At 61.5% G+C, this 17,991-nt stretch carries 14 protein-coding genes; 8 read left to right on the forward strand and 6 right to left on the reverse strand.

The annotated features are described in order from the left end of the window. The first annotated feature begins 479 nt into the window (after positions 1 to 479). Positions 480 to 1,736, forward strand: coding sequence for an OprD family porin (locus Q7C33_RS01315; protein ID WP_030140810.1), 1,257 nt, complete (start codon positions 480 to 482; stop codon positions 1,734 to 1,736). A 165-nt stretch (positions 1,737 to 1,901) separates the two neighbouring features. Here the strand turns inward: Q7C33_RS01315 and Q7C33_RS01320 are convergent, their stop codons facing one another. Together Q7C33_RS01320 and Q7C33_RS01325 are read right to left on the reverse strand one after the other, a co-directional pair. After that, positions 1,902 to 2,744: a mechanosensitive ion channel family protein gene (locus Q7C33_RS01320; RefSeq protein WP_030140811.1), complete on the reverse strand. Its 843-nt coding sequence runs from the start codon at positions 2,742 to 2,744 to the stop codon at positions 1,902 to 1,904. A gap of 141 nt (positions 2,745 to 2,885) precedes the next feature. After that, a complete protein-coding gene (locus Q7C33_RS01325) occupies positions 2,886 to 3,371 on the reverse strand; it encodes a YajQ family cyclic di-GMP-binding protein (RefSeq protein ID WP_030140812.1) in 486 nt (161 codons plus the stop codon). Positions 3,372 to 3,513: 142 nt separating this feature from the next. Here Q7C33_RS01325 and Q7C33_RS01330 point away from each other — a divergent pair, with 142 nt between their 5' ends. The 3 genes from Q7C33_RS01330 to Q7C33_RS01340 are packed head-to-tail and all read left to right on the forward strand — an operon-like array spanning position 3,514 to position 7,098. Next, complete coding sequence (locus tag Q7C33_RS01330) at positions 3,514 to 4,431, forward strand: putative 2-dehydropantoate 2-reductase (protein ID WP_030140813.1); 918 nt, start codon at positions 3,514 to 3,516, stop codon at positions 4,429 to 4,431. Between the two features lie 46 nt (positions 4,432 to 4,477). Continuing rightward, positions 4,478 to 6,514: a sensor histidine kinase gene (locus tag Q7C33_RS01335; RefSeq protein WP_030140814.1), complete on the forward strand. Its 2,037-nt coding sequence runs from the start codon at positions 4,478 to 4,480 to the stop codon at positions 6,512 to 6,514. Positions 6,515 to 6,516: 2 nt separating this feature from the next. Next, on the forward strand, positions 6,517 to 7,098 hold the full coding sequence (locus Q7C33_RS01340) for a cob(I)yrinic acid a,c-diamide adenosyltransferase (protein ID WP_407682696.1): 582 nt from the start codon (positions 6,517 to 6,519) through the stop codon (positions 7,096 to 7,098). 117 nt (positions 7,099 to 7,215) lie between these two features. Here Q7C33_RS01340 and Q7C33_RS01345 read toward each other — a convergent pair whose 3' ends face one another. From Q7C33_RS01345 to secA, 3 genes are all read right to left on the reverse strand, one after another. Next, positions 7,216 to 8,160 (reverse strand): Nudix family hydrolase, encoded by a 945-nt coding sequence (locus Q7C33_RS01345; protein ID WP_407682697.1) that lies wholly within the window; start codon positions 8,158 to 8,160, stop codon positions 7,216 to 7,218. Positions 8,161 to 8,308: 148 nt separating this feature from the next. Then, positions 8,309 to 9,526 (reverse strand): bifunctional glutamate N-acetyltransferase/amino-acid acetyltransferase ArgJ, encoded by a 1,218-nt coding sequence (gene argJ, locus Q7C33_RS01350; protein WP_030140817.1) that lies wholly within the window; start codon positions 9,524 to 9,526, stop codon positions 8,309 to 8,311. A 120-nt stretch (positions 9,527 to 9,646) separates the two neighbouring features. Then, positions 9,647 to 12,388, reverse strand: a complete 2,742-nt coding sequence (gene secA / locus Q7C33_RS01355) for a preprotein translocase subunit SecA (protein ID WP_030140818.1) — start codon at positions 12,386 to 12,388, stop codon at positions 9,647 to 9,649. 308 nt (positions 12,389 to 12,696) lie between these two features. On the opposite strand from secA, the gene Q7C33_RS01360 reads away from it, so the two are divergent. Beyond that, complete coding sequence (locus Q7C33_RS01360; RefSeq protein ID WP_407682698.1) at positions 12,697 to 13,152, forward strand: DUF721 domain-containing protein; 456 nt, start codon at positions 12,697 to 12,699, stop codon at positions 13,150 to 13,152. A 139-nt stretch (positions 13,153 to 13,291) separates the two neighbouring features. Here Q7C33_RS01360 and Q7C33_RS01365 read toward each other — a convergent pair whose 3' ends face one another. Next, the gene (locus Q7C33_RS01365) at positions 13,292 to 14,779 is read right to left on the reverse strand and encodes a DUF853 domain-containing protein (RefSeq protein WP_258649238.1); all 1,488 of its coding nucleotides are present in this window, start codon (positions 14,777 to 14,779) and stop codon (positions 13,292 to 13,294) included. 310 nt (positions 14,780 to 15,089) lie between these two features. Here Q7C33_RS01365 and Q7C33_RS01370 point away from each other — a divergent pair, with 310 nt between their 5' ends. The 3 genes from Q7C33_RS01370 to Q7C33_RS01380 are packed head-to-tail and all read left to right on the forward strand — an operon-like array spanning position 15,090 to position 17,987. Next, a complete protein-coding gene (locus tag Q7C33_RS01370) occupies positions 15,090 to 16,211 on the forward strand; it encodes a glycosyltransferase family 4 protein (RefSeq protein WP_030140821.1) in 1,122 nt (373 codons plus the stop codon). Between the two features lie 10 nt (positions 16,212 to 16,221). Beyond that, complete coding sequence (locus Q7C33_RS01375; RefSeq protein ID WP_407682699.1) at positions 16,222 to 16,995, forward strand: DUF2334 domain-containing protein; 774 nt, start codon at positions 16,222 to 16,224, stop codon at positions 16,993 to 16,995. Then, on the forward strand, positions 16,992 to 17,987 hold the full coding sequence (locus tag Q7C33_RS01380) for a lysylphosphatidylglycerol synthase transmembrane domain-containing protein (RefSeq protein WP_407682700.1): 996 nt from the start codon (positions 16,992 to 16,994) through the stop codon (positions 17,985 to 17,987). The genes Q7C33_RS01375 and Q7C33_RS01380 overlap by 4 nt, the downstream gene beginning before the upstream one ends. The last annotated feature ends 4 nt before the right edge of the window (positions 17,988 to 17,991 follow it).

Below are 17,991 nucleotides of genomic sequence, written 5' to 3' on the forward strand. Positions count from 1 at the left end.
TGACAGTCAACCCCATTTAAAACAAGGCCTTTGGAGCCCGGTTTCATGAGGTTTCACCGCAACCGCAGCTAAATTGTGAAAAAAATGTCAACGAAATCCGGGTTTGTGCATGCTTGTTGCATTCATGCCCATATCGTCTACAGGAGCCGCCGGAAGCGGAACCTGCAGGCCTGAGAATTAAAGTGGCAAGGCTGCCCTCAGGAGCTTCAAGGTTGGACTTACGGACTCTTTACACCGAAGCGTGCAATCAAAGAACAACTTGAAGTTGTCATTCCGCACACCTCGGCTCAGCTGAAATGCGACATGGATCGAGCCATTGGCGACATGGTCGTAAAGAAGCTGAAAGGTTGAATGGGCAAGTATCGCCAAAGAATGTCGACGTGATATAAGTTTGCGCCGACACAAAAAGAAAGAGCCGCCCAGATAAAAAAACAGGTGGGACGGCAGTACTCTTCTAAAAACCAAAGGAGCAAATCACGATGCGCGTGATGAAGTGGAGCATGATCGCACTGGCTGTTTCGGCCGGTACCTCGCAGTTCGCAATGGCGTCCTCCCAAGAGGAATCCAAGGGTTTTATCGAAGATCAGAGCTTGACCGTTCTGACCCGTGCGCTGTACATGAACCGTGATTTCAAGAACGAACCAAACACTCGTCAAAGTTATCGTGAAGAGTCTGGTGTTGCCGCTCGTGCCATTTACGAGTCGGGCTTCACTCAAGGCACCGTTGGTGTAGGCGTTGACGGCTTCGCATTTGGCACCGTTCGCCTCGATGGCGGCAGCGGTCGTGCCGGTAACGGTCTGTTCGCTAGTGACAGCGACGGCAACCTGGAAGACACACAATCGAAAGTGGGTGGCGCGGTTAAATTCCGTCTGTCCGACACCGTCCTGAAATACGGTAACCAGTTCACTACCAGCCCGGTCTTCTCCACTGACGACAGCCGTCTGCTGCCGGAAGTTGCCACTGGTACCCTGCTCACCAGTAAAGAAATCAAAGGCCTGGAGCTGACCGCAGGTCGTTTCAACGCCATCAGCTCGCAAACTGGCATGGGTGATGACGGTCTTGGCCTGAAATCCGCTGACATCGTTGGCGCAACCTACCAGTTCACCGACAATTTCGTCGGTGGCGTAGCGGCTTCCGATGTTGAAGACCACTACAAAAAGAAATACCTGAACCTGAACTACACCTTGCCGATCAACGAAGATCAGTCCCTGAACTTCGACTTCAACGGTTATGACAGCCAGGACCAAGGCCAGAAGCTCAGCGGCGACGTTGACAACCGCATCTGGTCCCTCGCAGCAGCCTATGCCATCGGTGCCCACAAGTTCACCCTGGCTCACCAGCGCTCCACCGGTGATACCGGCTACGTGTATGGCGTTGACGGCGGCGGTACCATTTTCCTCGCCAACTCCATCCAGTACTCCGACTTCAACGGTCAGGACGAGCGTTCCTGGCAGGCTCGCTATGACCTGAACATGAAAACCTACGGCGTTCCTGGCCTGAGCTTCATGACTCGTTACGTTACCGGTGACAACATTTCCACCGCTGATGGCGAAGCAAAAGAGCACGAATGGGACTTCGAAACCAAGTACGTTATGCAAAGCGGTCCAGCCAAAGACCTGTCGTTCCGTGTTCGTAGCGCTTTCTACCGCACCAACACCTCTTACACCACCGCCAGTGGCAACCGAGACAACAACGACTTCCGCGTAATCGTCGAATACCCACTGAGCATCTTGTAATTCAGTGCTAGTTCGATAGCTGCACCCGCAACAAACAAAAACCGCTCACCTGATCCAGGTGAGCGGTTTTTTTATGTCCGTTGCAATGTCAGCTTTAACACAACTTATTAAATAGCAAGCTAGCTAAATATAACCTGACTCCAGTGCCAAGTTATATTCAAGTCGTTATTGCGCCGGTCCTTCCTGAACCACCCGAATTACTCGTTGTGGAAACGGAATATCAATGCCCGCGTCCTTCAAGCGATCCCGCGCCAGCTCATTGAGCATGAACATGACGTTCCAGTAATCTGCGGTCTTGACCCAAATACGCAACGACACCGTGATCGCACTGTCGCCCAAGGTGGAAATCACTGCTTCAGGCGCTGGATCCGCCAGCACGCGTTCATCCTTGGCCAACTCAAGCAACACTTCCCGGGCCTTTTGCAGGTCGGCCTGGTAATCCACACCCACATCGAACACCACCTTGCGGGTTGGCTGGCGGTTGGTGTTGGTGATGATGCCGTTGGAGAGATTACCGTTTGGCACGATGACGGTCTTGTTGTCACCGGTACGAATCACGGTGTGGAAGATCTGGATGCTATCGACCGTACCGGCCACGCCTTGGGCTTCGATCCAGTCACCGATGCGAAACGGACGGAACAGCAGGATCAGCACGCCACCGGCGAAATTCGCCAGGCTGCCCTGCAAGGCCAGGCCGATCGCCAAGCCTGCCGCACCGATGGCCGCGACGAACGAGGTGGTTTCAATACCGATCATCGAAGCGACACTGACGATCAATAGAATCTTCAGGATGATGTTTGCCAGGGTACTGATGAACCCTTGCAGCGCGAGGTCGGCGTTACGCAGGGCCAGCAGCGCCCCGAGTTTCTGCGTCACCTTGTTGATCAGCCACCAGCCAATGACCAGGGTGACGAGCGCCAGCAGCACCCGGCTGCCGTATTCCATGATCATCGGGATCCAGGCCTGGGAAGCCTTGACCAGATGGTCCACTTCAGCGTTCAAATCCATCGTGTTCTCCTTGTTTCCGTTGCACGCAATTGTGGCGAGGGAGCTTGCTCCCGCTTGGGGGCGCAGCACCCACCAAAGGGGCCGCTACGCAGCCCAGCGGGAGCAAGCTCCCTCGCCACAGTGTTCCCTATAACTGAGGGGTCAGTCGCGGAAGTTATTGAACTGTAGCGGCATGCCGAACTCCTTGCCCCGCAGGGCCGCAATGGCTTCCTGCAAGTCGTCACGCTTCTTGCCGGTGACCCGCACCTGCTCGCCCTGGATGGCGGCCTGGACCTTGAGCTTCGCGTCCTTGATGTGGGCAACGATCTTCTTGGCCAATTCCTTGTCGATGCCTTCCTTGAGCACGGCTTCCTGCTTCATCACCTTGCCCGAGGCGTAGGCGTCCTTCACTTCAAGGCACTGTACGTCGATCTTGCGCTTGACCAGCGCGAGCTTGAGGATTTCGATCATTGCCTCGAGCTGGAAATCGGCCTCGGCGGTCAGGTTGACGGTCAGGTCCTTTTCCTTGAACTCGAAACTGCCCTTGCCCTTGAGGTCATACCGACGGTCGAGTTCCTTGACGGCGTTTTCAACGGCGTTGGTGACTTCGTGCTTGTCCAGTTCGGATACCACGTCGAATGACGGCATGTAGTGTTCTCCAAATAAAAAGGCGCGCTCATGAAACGGCGCGCACTTGGCTTGTGGTTAAAATCGGGCTCATTATAACGGGTCTTTCCCCGCCGTTACCGCGAGCCCCGCAGATGCCAGCACCAAACCGAGTAAAAAACTGATGTCCACCACCTGGCATGTCCTGGGCGCCGGCAGCCTCGGCACGCTATGGGCCGCGCGCCTGGCCCGCGCAGGCCTGCCGGTGCGGCTGGTGCTGCGCAATGAACAGCGGCTGCAGGATTACCTCGCCGCCGGCGGCCTGACGCTGGTGGAACAGGGCCAGGCGCAGTGCTACCCGGTGCCAGGCGAAACCGTGCACAACCCCGAGCCGATCAAGCGCTTGCTCCTGGCCTGCAAGGCTTACGATGCGCAAGCCGCCGTTGCCTCGGTCGCCCATCGCCTGGACAGCGACTCGGAACTGATCCTGTTGCAGAACGGCCTCGGCAGCCAGGACGCCGTGGCCAACTGCGTGCCTCGGGCGCGCTGTATCAGCGCCTCCAGCACCGAGGGCGCGTTCCGCGACGGTGACTGGCGCGTGGTCTTCGCCGGCCATGGCTACACCTGGCTGGGGGATCCCGCCCACCCCGTCGCGCCGATCTGGCTGGACGACCTGGCGGCGGCGGGTATCCCCCACGAATGGAGCGCCGATATCCTCACCCGCCTGTGGCGCAAACTGGCCCTCAATTGTGCGATCAACCCACTGACCGTACTTCATCATTGCAAGAACGGTGAGTTGCAAGCGCATCGCTGCGAAGTCGCGACTCTCTGCGCCGAACTCATCGAGCTGCTCGAACGCTGCGGCCAGCCCGCCGCCGCCGAAGATTTGCAGACAGAAGTCGAGCGGGTGATCCAGGCCACCGCCGCCAATTACTCCTCGATGTACCAAGACGTCGCCAACCAGCGGCGCACCGAAATCAGCTACCTGCTCGGCCACGCCTGCGCAGTCGCCGAGCGGCATGGCGTGGCGGTGCCGCACCTTGAACAAATGCGCCAACGACTGATTACCCACCTGGACAACCTCGGATTGCCCAGCGACTGAGCAGCGGCTACGCTGGCCCTCGTGTTCCTTGTTAGCGACGAGTCCGATGCCATTGCGCCAGCGTCTTGAAAATCTCCCGGTCGGCCAGAAACTGCTGGCGGCCCTGTTGGTGCTGTTGACCACCGTCCTGCTGGTGGCCAACCTGACCTTCATCAGCGCGGCCTATTACATTTCCCAGGAAAGCATGGCGCCCCAGGCGTTGCAGACCATCGGCCGACTGGTGGCCAACCCGAGCCTGATCGCCGACGCGCTGCAATCACCCCAAAGCGCCCAGCGCCTGCTCGACGAACTCAACAGCTACGCACCGCTAAGGGCGGCAGCGCTGTACGACGGCCAAGGCGAACGCCTGGCACAGTTGCAACAGGGCGAAAAGCTCAAGCTGCCGGACCATTACCGCAACATACATGCCTGGCAGGCCGGTGAGTTTCGCAGCAACCAGATCATCACCCTGCCCCGTCCCGGCACTGCGCCCGGCCATCTGTTGCTGGTGGCCAGCAGTGAATTGCCCACGGCGTTCTACACCGGCACCCTGACCGCCAGCCTCGGCATCCTGATTTTCAGCGTGCTGCTGTGGCTGGTCATTGCCCAGCAGATCAAACGCCTGATCACGCAACCGATCCACCAACTCGAAGAGCTGTCGCGCCAGGTCACCCGCGAGGAGAATTACGCCTTGCGCGCCGCCCGTGGCAATCATGATGAGATCGGCAGCCTGGCCGAGGCGTTCAATACCATGCTGTCGCGGATCGAAGCGCGCGAGCAGCAACTCAAGCGTGCGCGGGACGACTCCCAGGCGGCCTATGACCAAGCCCAGGGCCTGGCGGAAGAAACCCGCCACACCAACCGCAAGCTGGAGCTGGAAGTCCAGGTGCGCAGCAAGATCGAGAAAAAACTCACCGGCTTCCAGAACTACCTCAACAGCATCATCGACTCCATGCCATCGGCGCTGATTGCCCTCGATGAGCAGCTCTACGTCACCCAATGGAACCAGGAAGCCAGCGCGCTCTCCGGCACACGACTGGACGAAGCGCTGAACCAGCCGATATTCCTCGCTTTCGAACCCCTGAAGCCGTACCTGCCCCAACTCAAGCAAACGGTCGAACAGCATACGGTGGCGAAAATCGAGCGTGTCACCTGGACCAAGGACGACGAAGCCCGGCACTACGCCCTGACTTTCTATCCACTGATGGGCGGCGCCGGGCGGGGCGTGGTGATCCGCATCGACGACATCACCCAGCGCCTGTCGCTGGAGGAAATGATGGTGCAGTCGGAGAAAATGCTCTCGGTCGGTGGCCTCGCGGCAGGCATGGCCCATGAGATCAATAATCCGCTCGGCGCGATCCTGCACAACGTGCAGAACATCCGCCGACGCCTGTCGGCGGAACTGCCGAAGAATCTGGAACAGGCCGAGCTATTGGGTATCGACTTGCCAGTGGTCAACCGTTACCTGGCAAGCCGCGAGATCCCGCAATTGCTCGACGGCATCCAGCAGGCCGGCGCCCGGGCGGCGAAAATCGTCACTCACATGCTCAGTTTCAGCCGGCGCAGCACGCGGCAAATGGCGCCTTGCGACCTGCCGGCGCTGATCGACCAGGCCGTCGAAATTGCCGGTAACGACTTCGACCTGGCGATCGGCTTCGACTTCAAGGGCCAGGCGATCACCCGCCAGTTCGACCCGAACCTGGGGCCGGTGCCCGGTACGGCCAACGAGTTGGAACAGGTGCTGCTCAACCTGCTGAAAAATGCTGCCCAGGCCATTCATCAACGCCAGGACGATAGCGAGCCCGGCCGAATCATCCTGCGTACTCGCCTGAATCCGCCATGGGCGGAAATCCAGGTCGAGGACAACGGCATCGGCATGAGCGAGAACGTGCGCAAACGCACCTTCGAGCCGTTCTTCACCACCAAGGAAATCGGCCAGGGCACGGGCCTCGGGCTGTCGGTCTCGTATTTCATCATTACCAACAATCACAAGGGCCAGATGGAAGTGCAATCCGCGCCAGGCCAGGGCACATGCTTCACCCTGCGCCTGCCCCTGGCGGGCACTTCGATGGTGGCCCAGGAAAACAAGCCAGTGGAGCGCTGAACATGGGTTTTCGCCTGTCGAAGATTTACACCCGCACCGGTGACAAAGGTGAAACGGGGCTGGGCGATGGCCGCCGCGTGGCAAAGGATCACCCGCGGGTCGAGGCGATTGGCGAAGTGGATACGCTGAACAGCCAGCTAGGGTTATTGCTGGCCGGTCTAGCCGAAGAAACAACCCGGCATCCCGCGCTGCAGGAGGTCATCGCGGTGTTGGCGCCTTGTCAGCACCGGCTGTTCGACTTGGGTGGTGAACTGGCGATGCCGGCTTACCAAGCCTTGAACGTGGCGGAAATCGAGCGGTTGGAAGCGGCGATCGACCTGTGGAACGAGGAGCTGGGACCGCTGGAGAACTTCATCCTGCCCGGTGGCTCTTCCTTGATCGCGCAAGCGCACGTCTGCCGAGCGCTGGCCCGTGCTGCCGAGCGTCGTTGCCAGCAACTGAACGCGGTGGAGCCGTTGGCCGGGCCGGGGCTGGCCTATATCAATCGGCTGTCGGACCTGTTGTTCGTGGCCGCACGGATCATCGCCCGGCGGCAGGGGGTGGCGGAGGTGCTGTGGGAGGCGACGGCAAAGCCTGAGGGCTGAATCGTTCTTGAGGCCGCCATCGCGAGCAAGCTCGCTCCCACACGGGATTTTCGGCGTTCACAAACCCCCTGTGGGAGCGAGCTTGCTCGCGATGGCGTCAGCGGTTACACCACAAAATCAAACCTCAGGCCAGAACGCCCGAATCCCCGCCACACCCTGCGCACCAGCTTCCCAGGCTTTTTGCCGCTCGCCGGGCCCAACCCCACCCAACAGATAAACCGGTCTGTCGAAACCTTCGATCAACCGCGCCGCCTCATCCCACCCCAACGGCTGGGCATCGGGATGGGTCTGGGTCGGTTGCACAGGCGAAAGCGTGACGAAATCCACGTCCATCTGCTGCGCCAAGGACAACTCCTCAGCGTTATGGCACGAGGCCGCGAGCCAGCGGTCCTTGCCGAACGGGCGACCGGCCGCCGCATGCTTGCGCAGTTGCGCGGCAGTGATGTGCCAGCCGGCGGAGGGAAAATCCCCCAGCCATTCGAACGGTCCCTTGAGCATCAACTGCGCCTTGCCGGCACACAACCCTACCGCGTCTACCGCCAGGTCGCGGTATTGCGGGTCGTAGCCGTTGGGCGCTCGGAGCTGGACCAACTTTATCCCGCCGGCAATTGCCTTCTGCATGCCGCGCAGCAAGGCCGGCGTCTCGAGGCCTTCGGGCGTAATCAAGTATTCGCCCGGCAAACGGGCCGCCGCGACGATCGGCTGGTTGGCCGCCGGAAACTCGTAATTCGTCAACTCACGGGCCGTCACCCAGGCCAGCGGTTGACCTTCGGCGCCATGGGGCTCGCCCCTGAAGGCGGACACCTCCCAAACATCCAGCAAGACCTGTTTGTCCGGGTAATCGTGGCGCACCTTGATCAAGGGCCGGGCGGCTTCGACGACGATACCCAGTTCCTCGTTCAGCTCCCGGGCCAAGGCGGTTTCGACGGACTCATCGGCCTCGACCTTGCCGCCGGGAAACTCCCACAGGCCACCTTGATGCTGGGTGTCGGCCCGACGGGCAATCAGGATTTTACCAGCGGCGTCACGAATGACCGCCGCCGCCACATGAATTCGTTTCACCGCGCTATTCCTCAGCGTTCATGGAGTCGGTACCGGCACCATCGCGAGCAGGCTCGCTCCCCCAGGGATTTGTTGAGCGACATCAAACGTGTTCACAACGCAGTTCCACTGGGGGAGCGAGCTTGCTCGCGATAGGAGCGACTCGGTCTCAAGTCCGATATTCAGCGTTGATCTTGACGTACTCGTGGGACAGGTCGGTCGTCCAGATGGTTTCGCTGCAATCACCCCGGCCCAGCTCGATGCGGATGGTGATCTCTTCCTGCTGCATCACCGCCGCGCCCTGGGCTTCGGTATAGGTCGCGGCGCGGGCGCCCTGGCTGGCGATGCAGACTTCGCCGAGGAACACGTCGATCTTGCTCACGTCCAGGTCCGGCACGCCGGCACGGCCGACAGCGGCGAGGATCCGGCCCCAGTTCGGGTCGGAAGCAAACAACGCGGTCTTGATCAGTGGCGAGTGCGCCACGGTGTAGCCGACGTCCAGGCATTCCTGGTGATTGCCACCGCCGTTGACCTGCACGGTCACGAACTTGGTCGCGCCTTCACCGTCACGGACGATGGCCTGGGCCACTTCCATGCACACTTCGAATACGGCCTGCTTCAGGGCCGCAAACAGCGGGCCGCTGGCTTCGGTGATTTCCGGCAGGTTGGCCTTGCCGGTGGCGATCAGCATGCAGCAGTCGTTGGTGGAAGTGTCGCCGTCGATGGTGATGCGGTTGAACGACTTGTTGGCGCCGTCGAGCATCAGGTCCTGCAGCACTTGGCGCGATACCTTGGCGTCGGTGGCGATGTAGCCAAGCATGGTCGCCATGTTCGGCCGGATCATCCCGGCACCTTTGCTGATGCCCGTGACGGTGATGGTCACGCCGTCATGCTGGAACTGGCGGCTCGCGCCCTTGGGCAAGGTGTCGGTGGTCATGATGCCGGTGGCGGCGGCGGCCCAGTTGTTTTCCGACAGGTCATCAAGGGCGGCTTGCAACGCGCCTTCGATCTTCTCGACCGGCAGCGGCTCGCCGATCACACCGGTGGAGTAAGGCAGCACCTGGTTGGCATCGACGCCCGTCAGTTCGGCCAGCTTGGCGCAGGTACGCTCGGCGGCGGCCAGGCCTGGCGCGCCGGTGCCGGCGTTGGCGTTACCGGTGTTGGTCAGCAGGTAACGCACCGGCCCCTGCACGCGTTGCTTGGCCAGGATCACCGGCGCGGCGCAAAACGCGTTGAGCGTAAACACGCCCGCCACCGTCGAGCCTTCGGCGCAACGCATGACCACGACATCCTTGCGCCCGGGGCGCTTGATGCCGGCCGAGGCAATACCGAGTTCAAAACCGGCAACCGGGTGCAACGTTGGCAACGGACCAAGACCAACAGCCATGAATGCGCTCCTTAAATAAATGTGTTCGTCATCGCCCTTATCAAGACGACGGATCAAATGGCAAAACGCCGCGACAAGAGACTCTTGTCGCGGCGCGGGTCGCTCAGCGTTGAAACGGGTTTATTGGATCTGCCCGTGGCAATGCTTGTATTTCTTGCCCGAACCGCAGTAGCACAGTTCGTTACGGCCCAGCTTCTGCTCGTTGCGCACCGGCGCGGTGGCCAGGGCGACATCCACATCGACGCCCTCTTCCATCGCCTGAGCCACTTCCAGCCCTGGCGCTTCGGCGTGTTCGAATTGCATGCGCGCGGCCAGCGCCTCGGCTTCCTGACGCAGGCGAGCTTCTTCCTCGGCCGGGTCTTCGCGGCGCACCTGGACGTGGGACAGGACACGGATCGAGTCGCGCTTGATCGAATCCAGCAGCTCGGAGAACAGCGTGAAGGACTCGCGCTTGTACTCCTGCTTCGGGTTCTTCTGGGCGTAGCCGCGCAGGTGGATGCCGTGGCGCAGGTGATCCATGGTCGACAGATGGTCTTTCCACAGGTCGTCCAGCACACGCAGTACGATCTGCTTCTCGAAGGAGCGCAGCGCTTCGGCACCGGCCTGGTCTTCTTTCTCGTTGTACGCGGCGATCAGCTCGGCCAGCAGTTTTTCCCGCAGGGTTTCTTCGTACAGGTGATCGTCTTCGTCGAGCCACTGCTGGATCGGCAAGGACACGCCGAAATCGCTGCGCAGGGAAGCTTCCAGGCCCGCGATATCCCACTGTTCCGGCAACGACTGCGGCGGAATGTGGGCGCTGACGGTAGCGTCGAGCACTTCGCGGCGGAAATCGGCGATGGTTTCGCCAATGTCGTCGGCGGCCAACAAGCTGTTGCGCATGTGATAAATCACTTTACGCTGCTCATTGTTGACGTCATCGAACTCCAGCAACTGCTTGCGGATATCGAAGTTGCGGCCTTCGACCTTGCGCTGGGCCTTTTCGATGGCGTTGGTCACCATGCGGTGCTCGATCGCCTCGCCCGGCTGCATGCCCAGGGCCTTCATGAAGTTCTTCACCCGGTCAGAGGCGAAGATGCGCATCAGGCTGTCTTCCAGCGACAGGTAGAAGCGGCTGGAGCCGGCGTCACCCTGGCGGCCGGCACGGCCACGCAGCTGGTTGTCGATACGACGGGATTCGTGACGCTCGGAAGCGATCACCTGCAAACCGCCGGACTCAAGCACTTGCTGGTGACGTTTCTGCCAGTCGGCCTTGATCTGCGCGATTTGCTCAGGCGTCGGGTTTTCCAGGGAGGCGACTTCCACTTCCCAGTTGCCGCCCAGCAGGATGTCGGTACCACGACCGGCCATGTTGGTGGCGATGGTCAGCGCACCCGGGCGACCGGCCTGGGCGATGATCTCGGCTTCCTTCTCGTGGAACTTGGCGTTCAGGACCTTGTGCTCGATGCCTTCCTGGGTGAGCAGGTTGGACATGTGCTCGGAGGTCTCGATGGTGGCGGTACCCACCAGGATCGGACGGCCCTGGGCCATGCCTTCCTTGATGTCGTTGATGATCGCCGCGTATTTCTCTTCGGCGGTCAGGAACACCAGGTCGTTGTAGTCTTTGCGCGCCAGCGGCTTGTTCGGCGGAATTACCACCACTTGCAGGCCATAGATCTGGTGGAATTCGAACGCTTCGGTGTCAGCGGTACCGGTCATGCCGGACAGCTTGTTGTACAGGCGGAAGTAGTTCTGGAAGGTGGTCGAGGCCAGGGTCTGGCTCTCGGCCTGGATGTTCAGGCCTTCCTTGGCTTCGATGGCCTGGTGCAGGCCTTCGGACAGGCGGCGGCCCGGCATGGTACGTCCGGTGTGTTCGTCCACCAGCACGACCTGGCCGTCCTGCACGATGTATTCGACGTTGCGATGGAACAGCTTGTGGGCACGCAGGCCGGCATAGACATGGGTCAGCAAGCCCAGGTTATGGGCCGAGTACAAGCTTTCGCCTTCAGCCAGCAGGCCGACGCGGGTCAGCATCTCTTCGATGAACTGGTGACCGGATTCATTGAGCTCGACCTGGCGGGTCTTCTCGTCGACGGTGTAGTGGCCGGCCTGGGTCACTTCGCCTTCGACTTCCTCGACGTGCAGCTTGAGCTGCGGGATCAACTTGTTGATCTCGATGTACAGCTTGGAGCTGTCCTCGGCCTGACCGGAAATGATCAGCGGGGTACGGGCTTCGTCGATGAGGATGGAGTCGACTTCGTCGATCACGGCAAAGTTGAGTTCACGCTGGAATTTTTCTTCCATGCTGAACGCCATGTTGTCGCGCAGGTAGTCGAAACCGAATTCGTTGTTGGTGCCGTAGGTGATGTCGGAAGCGTAGGCGAAGCGCTTCTCTTCCGGCGGCTGGAACGGCGTGACCACGCCGACCGTCAGGCCGAGGAATTCGTAGAGCGGGCGCATCCAGTTGGCGTCGCGGCGGGCCAGGTAGTCGTTGACCGTCACCACGTGCACGCCCTTGCCGGACAATGCGTTGAGATACACCGCCAGGGTGGCCACGAGGGTCTTGCCCTCACCGGTACGCATTTCGGCGATCTTGCCTTCGTGCAGGGTCATGCCGCCGATCAACTGGACGTCGAAGTGGCGCATGCCCATCACCCGCTTGCCGGCTTCGCGGCAGACCGCAAAGGCTTCGGGCAGGATCTGGTCAAGGGTTTCACCCTTGGCGATGCGGTCCTTGAATTCGGCAGTCTTGGCGCGTAACTGATCGTCCGAAAGGGCCACCATTTGCTCTTCGAAGGCATTGACGATCTGTACCGTCTTGAGCATGCGCTTGACTTCACGCTCGTTCTTGCTTCCAAAAAGTTTCTTTAACAAAGGCGCAAACATATCGGCAGGATCTTCCACACTAAAGGGATGGAGGGCGGCCCCGTGAGTCGCCCGTGCAGCCCTCATGGCCGCATGCGAACGAGCATTCTACCCGGAAACGATGGTGAGGAAAGTGGCGTTATTCCACGATGCTGGCACAGCGCTGTGACGGGGCCTCCCTAAAATAAGGGCTTTTGCGCGAACTTCAAGCCACAAGGTGCAGAAGTTACCTATTGATTGTATGGATAAAAGGTCGCAGGACGAGCGGATCGAGGCGCATCCGGCGCTTTCTGCTACCATGGCGCTCCTGTCATTTGCGGTATCAGTTCATGGCCTTCCGCCCTCTTCCAGCCAAGGCACCCGCCGTTCTGCTGCGCGAAGCCAAGCCGCTGAAAGCCATCTTCGGCCACGCCAGGCGCCTGGGTCATCTGCAACGCCTGCTGGACAGCCAGTTGCAACCCGCCGCGCGCGAGCATTGCCATGTGGCGTCCTGGCGCGAAGGCAGCTTGCTGCTGATCGTCACCGACGGCCATTGGGCCACGCGCTTGCGCTACCAGCAAAAACGCTTGTTGCGTCAACTGCAAGCTTTCGAAGAATTCGCCAACCTGACGCGCATCCTGTTCAAGGTCCAGCCGCCGACCGTACAGGCCGGCGCCAAGGGGCATACCCTCGACCTGTCGACCGACGCGGCCGCGACCATCCAGGCCACCGCCGAAGGCATCAGCGACCCCAACCTGCGGGCGGCGCTGGAGCGACTGGCGGCGCATGCGCGGCCCAAGGGCTGAAATTCTTGTCGCCTGTTAACTGGCTATCGCGAGCAAGCTCGCTCCCACAGTGGATTCGTGGTGGATACAAAATCTGTGTCCGCTGAAGATCTCCTGTGGGAGCGAGCTTGCTCGCGAAGGGGGCGACTCGGTCTTTGACCTACCGCCGCTTGCTACCCCCCAGCAACGATCCCATCAACCCACGCACCAACTGCCGGCCCAATTGATTGGCCGCCTGGCGCATCGCTGATTTCAAGGCCTGGCCCGCCGCGGTGCCGAGGAATTCCCCAGCCTGTTCGGTGAAGCTCGGCTCGTCCGCCGCCGGCTTGCCCGGCGCTGCCTCCGCCTGGGGCTCCAGCCCCTTGCGCCCCATCAACACTTCATAGGCCGACTCGCGATCGATAGGCTTGTCATAGCGCCCCTGCAACGGGGAGCTGGCAATCAACCCGGCTCGCTCAGCCTCGCTCAGCGGCCCGATGCGCGACTGCGGCGGCGCCACCAACACGCGCTGGACCATTTCCGGCGTGCCTTTTTCCTGCAAGGTGCCAACCAGGGCTTCACCGATGCCCAGCTCGGTCAGCACCGCCAAGGCATCGAATTGCGGGTTCGGTCGGAACCCCTCCGCCACCGCCCGCAAGGATTTCTGCTCCTTGGCCGTAAAGGCCCGCAAACCGTGCTGGATGCGCAACCCCAACTGCGCCAGCACATCGTCCGGCAGGTCGCCTGGCGACTGGGTGACGAAATACACCCCGACGCCCTTGGAGCGGATCAACCGCACCACTTGCTCCAGGCGATCCTGCAATGCCTTTGGCGTACCGGCAAACAACAGATGAGCCTCGTCGAAGAACAGCGCGAGCAAAGGCTTGTCCGCATCGCCGCGCTCGGGAAGTTGCTCGAACAGCTCGGCCAGCAGCCAGAGCAGGAACGTCGCGTAGACCTTCGGCGCCTCATGGACCAGGCGGCTGGCGTCCAGCAAATGGATGCGACCACGACCATCGCTGGCCGGGTGAAGAATGTCTTCGAGCTGCAACGCCGGCTCACCAAACAAGGCGTCGGCGCCCTGCTGCTCCAGCGTCGACAAGCGCCGCATCAGCGCCTGGCTGGAACCGGTGGTCATCAAGGCCGCGTCGTCGCCGAGCAACTCGGGATTGTCCTTGAGGTGATTGAGCAGTGCCTTCAGGTCCTTGAGATCCAGCAGCAACAGGCCCTCGCGATCGGCCACCTTGAACGCCGCGTACAACGCCGACTGCTGGCTGTCGGTGAGCTCCAGCAGGCTGCCGAGCAACAACGGGCCCATTTCGCTCAAGGTCGTGCGCAACGGATGACCGGATTTACCGTGGATGTCCCACAAGGTCACTGGATAAGCCTGGGGCTTGTGGCCGAGCCAGGGCATGCCGGCGATGCGCTCGGCGACCTTGCCCTGGGGAGCACCGGCAGCGCCGAGGCCGCACAGGTCGCCCTTGATGTCCGCCGCGAACACCGCCACGCCGGCATCGCTGAACATTTCGGCCAGGCGTTGCAGGGTAACGGTCTTGCCTGTGCCGGTGGCGCCCGCCACCAGACCATGACGGTTCGCCAGGCGCATGGCCTGGGCGACAGGTTGGCCGGCCAGGTCGGCCCCGATAATGAGTTGCGATGAATCAGGCATTTGGTCACCTGTGGGTTTGCGATATGACGCCATTTTGCGCGCTTATATAAAAGCATGCCCAGCGTATTAAGACCCTGGCGCTGGAAATAAAAACCGCATTTGACCGCTCTCATGTGGCGAGGGAGCTTGCTCCCGCTGGACCGGGCTGGCGCTCCAGAGCGAAGCGCTCCCAAGATTTTGGGGCCGCTGCGCAGCCCAGCGGGAGCAAGCTCCCTCGCCACAGGAATCTGCATCACGACTACGCCACCGCAACCCCAACCGAACATCTATTCTTACTAAAGGTCAACACAGGAGAACACAGACCGGAGGGATGTTCATCGTGCATATAGCGGACATAACCATGTTCTACGCCCCCGCCAGTGGAGGCGTGCGCACTTATCTGGATGCCAAGCACCGGCGCCTGGGCAATCGGCCCGGTATCCGCCACAGCCTCTTGATTCCCGGCGCTCACCTGAGTGAGCAGGACGGGATCTACAAGGTTCCGGCCCCTCCGCTCCCCTTTGGCAAGGGCTATCGCTTCCCGCTTCGCCTGGCGCCCTGGCGCAATGTCCTGCGCGATCTGCAGCCGGACCTGATTGAAGTCGGCGACCCTTATCTCACCGCCTGGGCGGCCCTCGATGCCCGTCGCCAGCTTGATGTGCCCGTCATCGGTTTTTATCACTCCGACCTGCCATTGCTGGTGAGCAACCGCATGGGCAACTGGTTCACGCCCAACATCGAAGCCTATGTCAGCAAGCTGTACGGCAACTTCGACCGGGTCTTGGCGCCGAGCCAGGTCATGGCCGACAAGCTGACCGGGCTGGGCGTCAAAAATGTCTACGTGCAGCCCTTGGGCGTGGACCTGCAGACCTTCAATCCCGCCGCTCGCGATCCCGAGCTGCGCGCCGAGCTGGGCATCGCCGAAGATGCCCGCCTGCTGATTTTCGCCGGGCGCGGCTCCAAGGAAAAAAACCTGCCGGTGCTGCTCAAGTGCATGAAGCGCCTGGGCGAGCGCTACCACCTGCTGCTGGTGGGTTCCTCCATGCCAGCCGTGGTGCCGGACAACGTCACCGTGATCGATGAGTTCTGCCCGGCGCCGCAAGTCGCCCGGCTGATGGCAAGCGCCGACGCCCTCTTGCATGCCGGCGACCAGGAGACGTTCGGCCTGGTGATCCTTGAAGCCATGGCCAGCGGCATCCCGGTGGTGGCGGTCGCCGCGGGCGCGTTCAGCGAGCTCGTCCACGAAGACTGTGGCCTGTTGTGCGCGCCGAACAATCCCCAGGCGATGGCGAACGCGGTGCGGCAACTGTTCGCCGAAGGCTGCCAGCAGCGCGGCACCCGGGCGCGCCGGCACGTGGAACGGCATTACGCTTGGGATTCGGTGGTCAACAGCCTGTTGGGCCATTATTACAGCGTGCTTGGCGCAGAGATGCCCATGCTGGCCAATGGGTGAGGCGCAACCGATGACGATGAATCCTTCCCCGAGCGTGTTGCTGGTGCTTCACGACGTCGCGCCGCAGACCTGGCCCGATTACCAGCCGTTCGTCGAGGCCGTCGACGCCCTTGGCCAGGTCCCGATGACCTGGCTGGTGGTGCCGGACTTTCACCACACCAATGCGCTGGACGATCACCCCGGTTTCCGGCGCCTGCTCGACGGCCGGGTCGAGCGCGGTGACGAACTGGTCCTGCACGGTTATTACCATTGCGATGATGGGCCGCCCGCCCTTCACCCCAAGGACTGGTTCATGCGCCGGGTCTACACCCACGAAGGCGAATTCTATGATCTGTCCGAGGAGGCCGCCCTCGCCCGCCTGCATGCGGGCATCGAGCTTTTCCAGCGTTACCAATGGCCACTGGAGGGTTTCGTCGCCCCAGCCTGGTTGATGAGCGAAGGCACTCGCCGGGCTTTGCGCCAGTTGCCCTTGCGTTACACCAGCGATACCCAGCACCTCTATCGCTTGCCGGACTTCACTCCTATCGATGCCCCGGGGCTGGTGTGGAGCGCTCGCAGCCCCTGGCGTCGGGGACTGTCGAAAATCATCTGCGACCAACGGGAACAGCGCTGGCGCCAGGCACCGATGATCCGCCTGGGCCTGCACCCGGTGGACATGCGCCACGACTTCTCCCGGGATTATTGGCTACGCACTTTGGCACGCCTGCTCGAGGACGGCCGCGTGCCCATGACCAAGGCCGGCTGGCTGGCAACCCAGGGCCTGCGGGTCAGTCACGCCGCATGAAGCGCCTGGCCTGGCTGGTCGCCGCCCTGCTCATCGCATTGCTGGTGCCGATGCTGGTGGGCGGCGGGGAGATGTGGGCGCGGGTGCAGCGTTTTCCCTTGTCCCTGCTGCTGGTCATGCTCGGCATGATCGTACTCTGCTGGGCTTTGAATTCAGTGCGCCTGCGCTTGCTGCTGGGGGAACATCGCGAACGCATCGGTGGCCTCAAAAGCATGGGCGTGGTGATGTCCACCGAGTTCGCCATGTGCGCCACGCCCGGCGGCAGCGGTGGACCGTTGACCCTGATGGCCTTGCTGGCGCGCAACGGTGTGCGCCCGGCCCATGGCAGCGCCGTGTTTGCCATGGATCAGTTGAGCGACTTGCTGTTTTTCCTTTGCGCCCTGTTGGGCATCTTGTTCTACGCGCTGTTCCAGAATCTCAGCCAACGCCTGGAATGGATGCTGGCGCTGAGCGCCGTGTCATTGTTCGGTGGCCTGCTCTGCTGCGGGCTCGTGGCGCGCTACCATCGTCGGCTGATTCTGTTGGGCGCGCGGTTGCTGCGCCACCTGCGCGTAGGCTCCAGCACGCGCCGGCGCTGGGGACGCAAGATCCTGCATTTCCTGGCGGCTTTCACCGACACGCTGAAGCTGCCTCGGCAGACGTTGTTCCAGGTGTTCGGCCTGACCTGCCTGCATTGGGCGCTGCGCTACAGCGTGCTCTATCTGGCGTTGAAAGGGCTGGGGGCGGATTTGCAATGGGCCTGGAGTTTCCTGATCCAGATGCTGTCCCTGAGCGCAGGACAGTTCAGCCTGCTACCGGGCGGCGCCGGTGCGGCGGAGTTGACCTCAGCGGCGTTGCTCGCGCCCATGGTGGGTAAATCCACTGCGGCGGCGGCGATTCTGATCTGGCGGGCGGTGACGTATTACTTCTATCTACTGGCCGGAGGGCCGGTGTTCTTCATGATGGTCGGGCGACCGTTGATCAAGAAGCTGATCAGGCTGCGGCAGGCGTGACCGT

It is taken from the genome of Pseudomonas sp. BP11-1-1 (assembly GCF_052112105.1).
In the GTDB taxonomy this organism is placed as follows: Bacteria; Pseudomonadota; Gammaproteobacteria; order Pseudomonadales; family Pseudomonadaceae; genus Aquipseudomonas; species Aquipseudomonas alvandae.

Bases quoted from the DNA above. Each gene is read 5' to 3' on its own strand.
- Q7C33_RS01370 (WP_030140821.1), top strand. From the start codon at position 15,090: ATGTTCATCGTGCATATAGCGGACATAACCATGTTCTACGCCCCCGCC.
- argJ (WP_030140817.1), bottom strand. From the start codon at position 9,526: ATGGCTGTTGGTCTTGGTCCGTTGCCAACGTTGCACCCGGTTGCCGGT.
- secA (WP_030140818.1), bottom strand. From the start codon at position 12,388: ATGTTTGCGCCTTTGTTAAAGAAACTTTTTGGAAGCAAGAACGAGCGT.
- Q7C33_RS01360 (WP_407682698.1), top strand. From the start codon at position 12,697: ATGGCCTTCCGCCCTCTTCCAGCCAAGGCACCCGCCGTTCTGCTGCGC.
- Q7C33_RS01375 (WP_407682699.1), top strand. From the start codon at position 16,222: ATGACGATGAATCCTTCCCCGAGCGTGTTGCTGGTGCTTCACGACGTC.
- Q7C33_RS01340 (WP_407682696.1), top strand. From the start codon at position 6,517: ATGGGTTTTCGCCTGTCGAAGATTTACACCCGCACCGGTGACAAAGGT.
- Q7C33_RS01380 (WP_407682700.1), top strand. From the start codon at position 16,992: ATGAAGCGCCTGGCCTGGCTGGTCGCCGCCCTGCTCATCGCATTGCTG.
- Q7C33_RS01320 (WP_030140811.1), bottom strand. From the start codon at position 2,744: ATGGATTTGAACGCTGAAGTGGACCATCTGGTCAAGGCTTCCCAGGCC.
- Q7C33_RS01325 (WP_030140812.1), bottom strand. From the start codon at position 3,371: ATGCCGTCATTCGACGTGGTATCCGAACTGGACAAGCACGAAGTCACC.
- Q7C33_RS01365 (WP_258649238.1), bottom strand. From the start codon at position 14,779: ATGCCTGATTCATCGCAACTCATTATCGGGGCCGACCTGGCCGGCCAA.
- Q7C33_RS01335 (WP_030140814.1), top strand. From the start codon at position 4,478: ATGCCATTGCGCCAGCGTCTTGAAAATCTCCCGGTCGGCCAGAAACTG.
- Q7C33_RS01315 (WP_030140810.1), top strand. From the start codon at position 480: ATGCGCGTGATGAAGTGGAGCATGATCGCACTGGCTGTTTCGGCCGGT.
- Q7C33_RS01330 (WP_030140813.1), top strand. From the start codon at position 3,514: ATGTCCACCACCTGGCATGTCCTGGGCGCCGGCAGCCTCGGCACGCTA.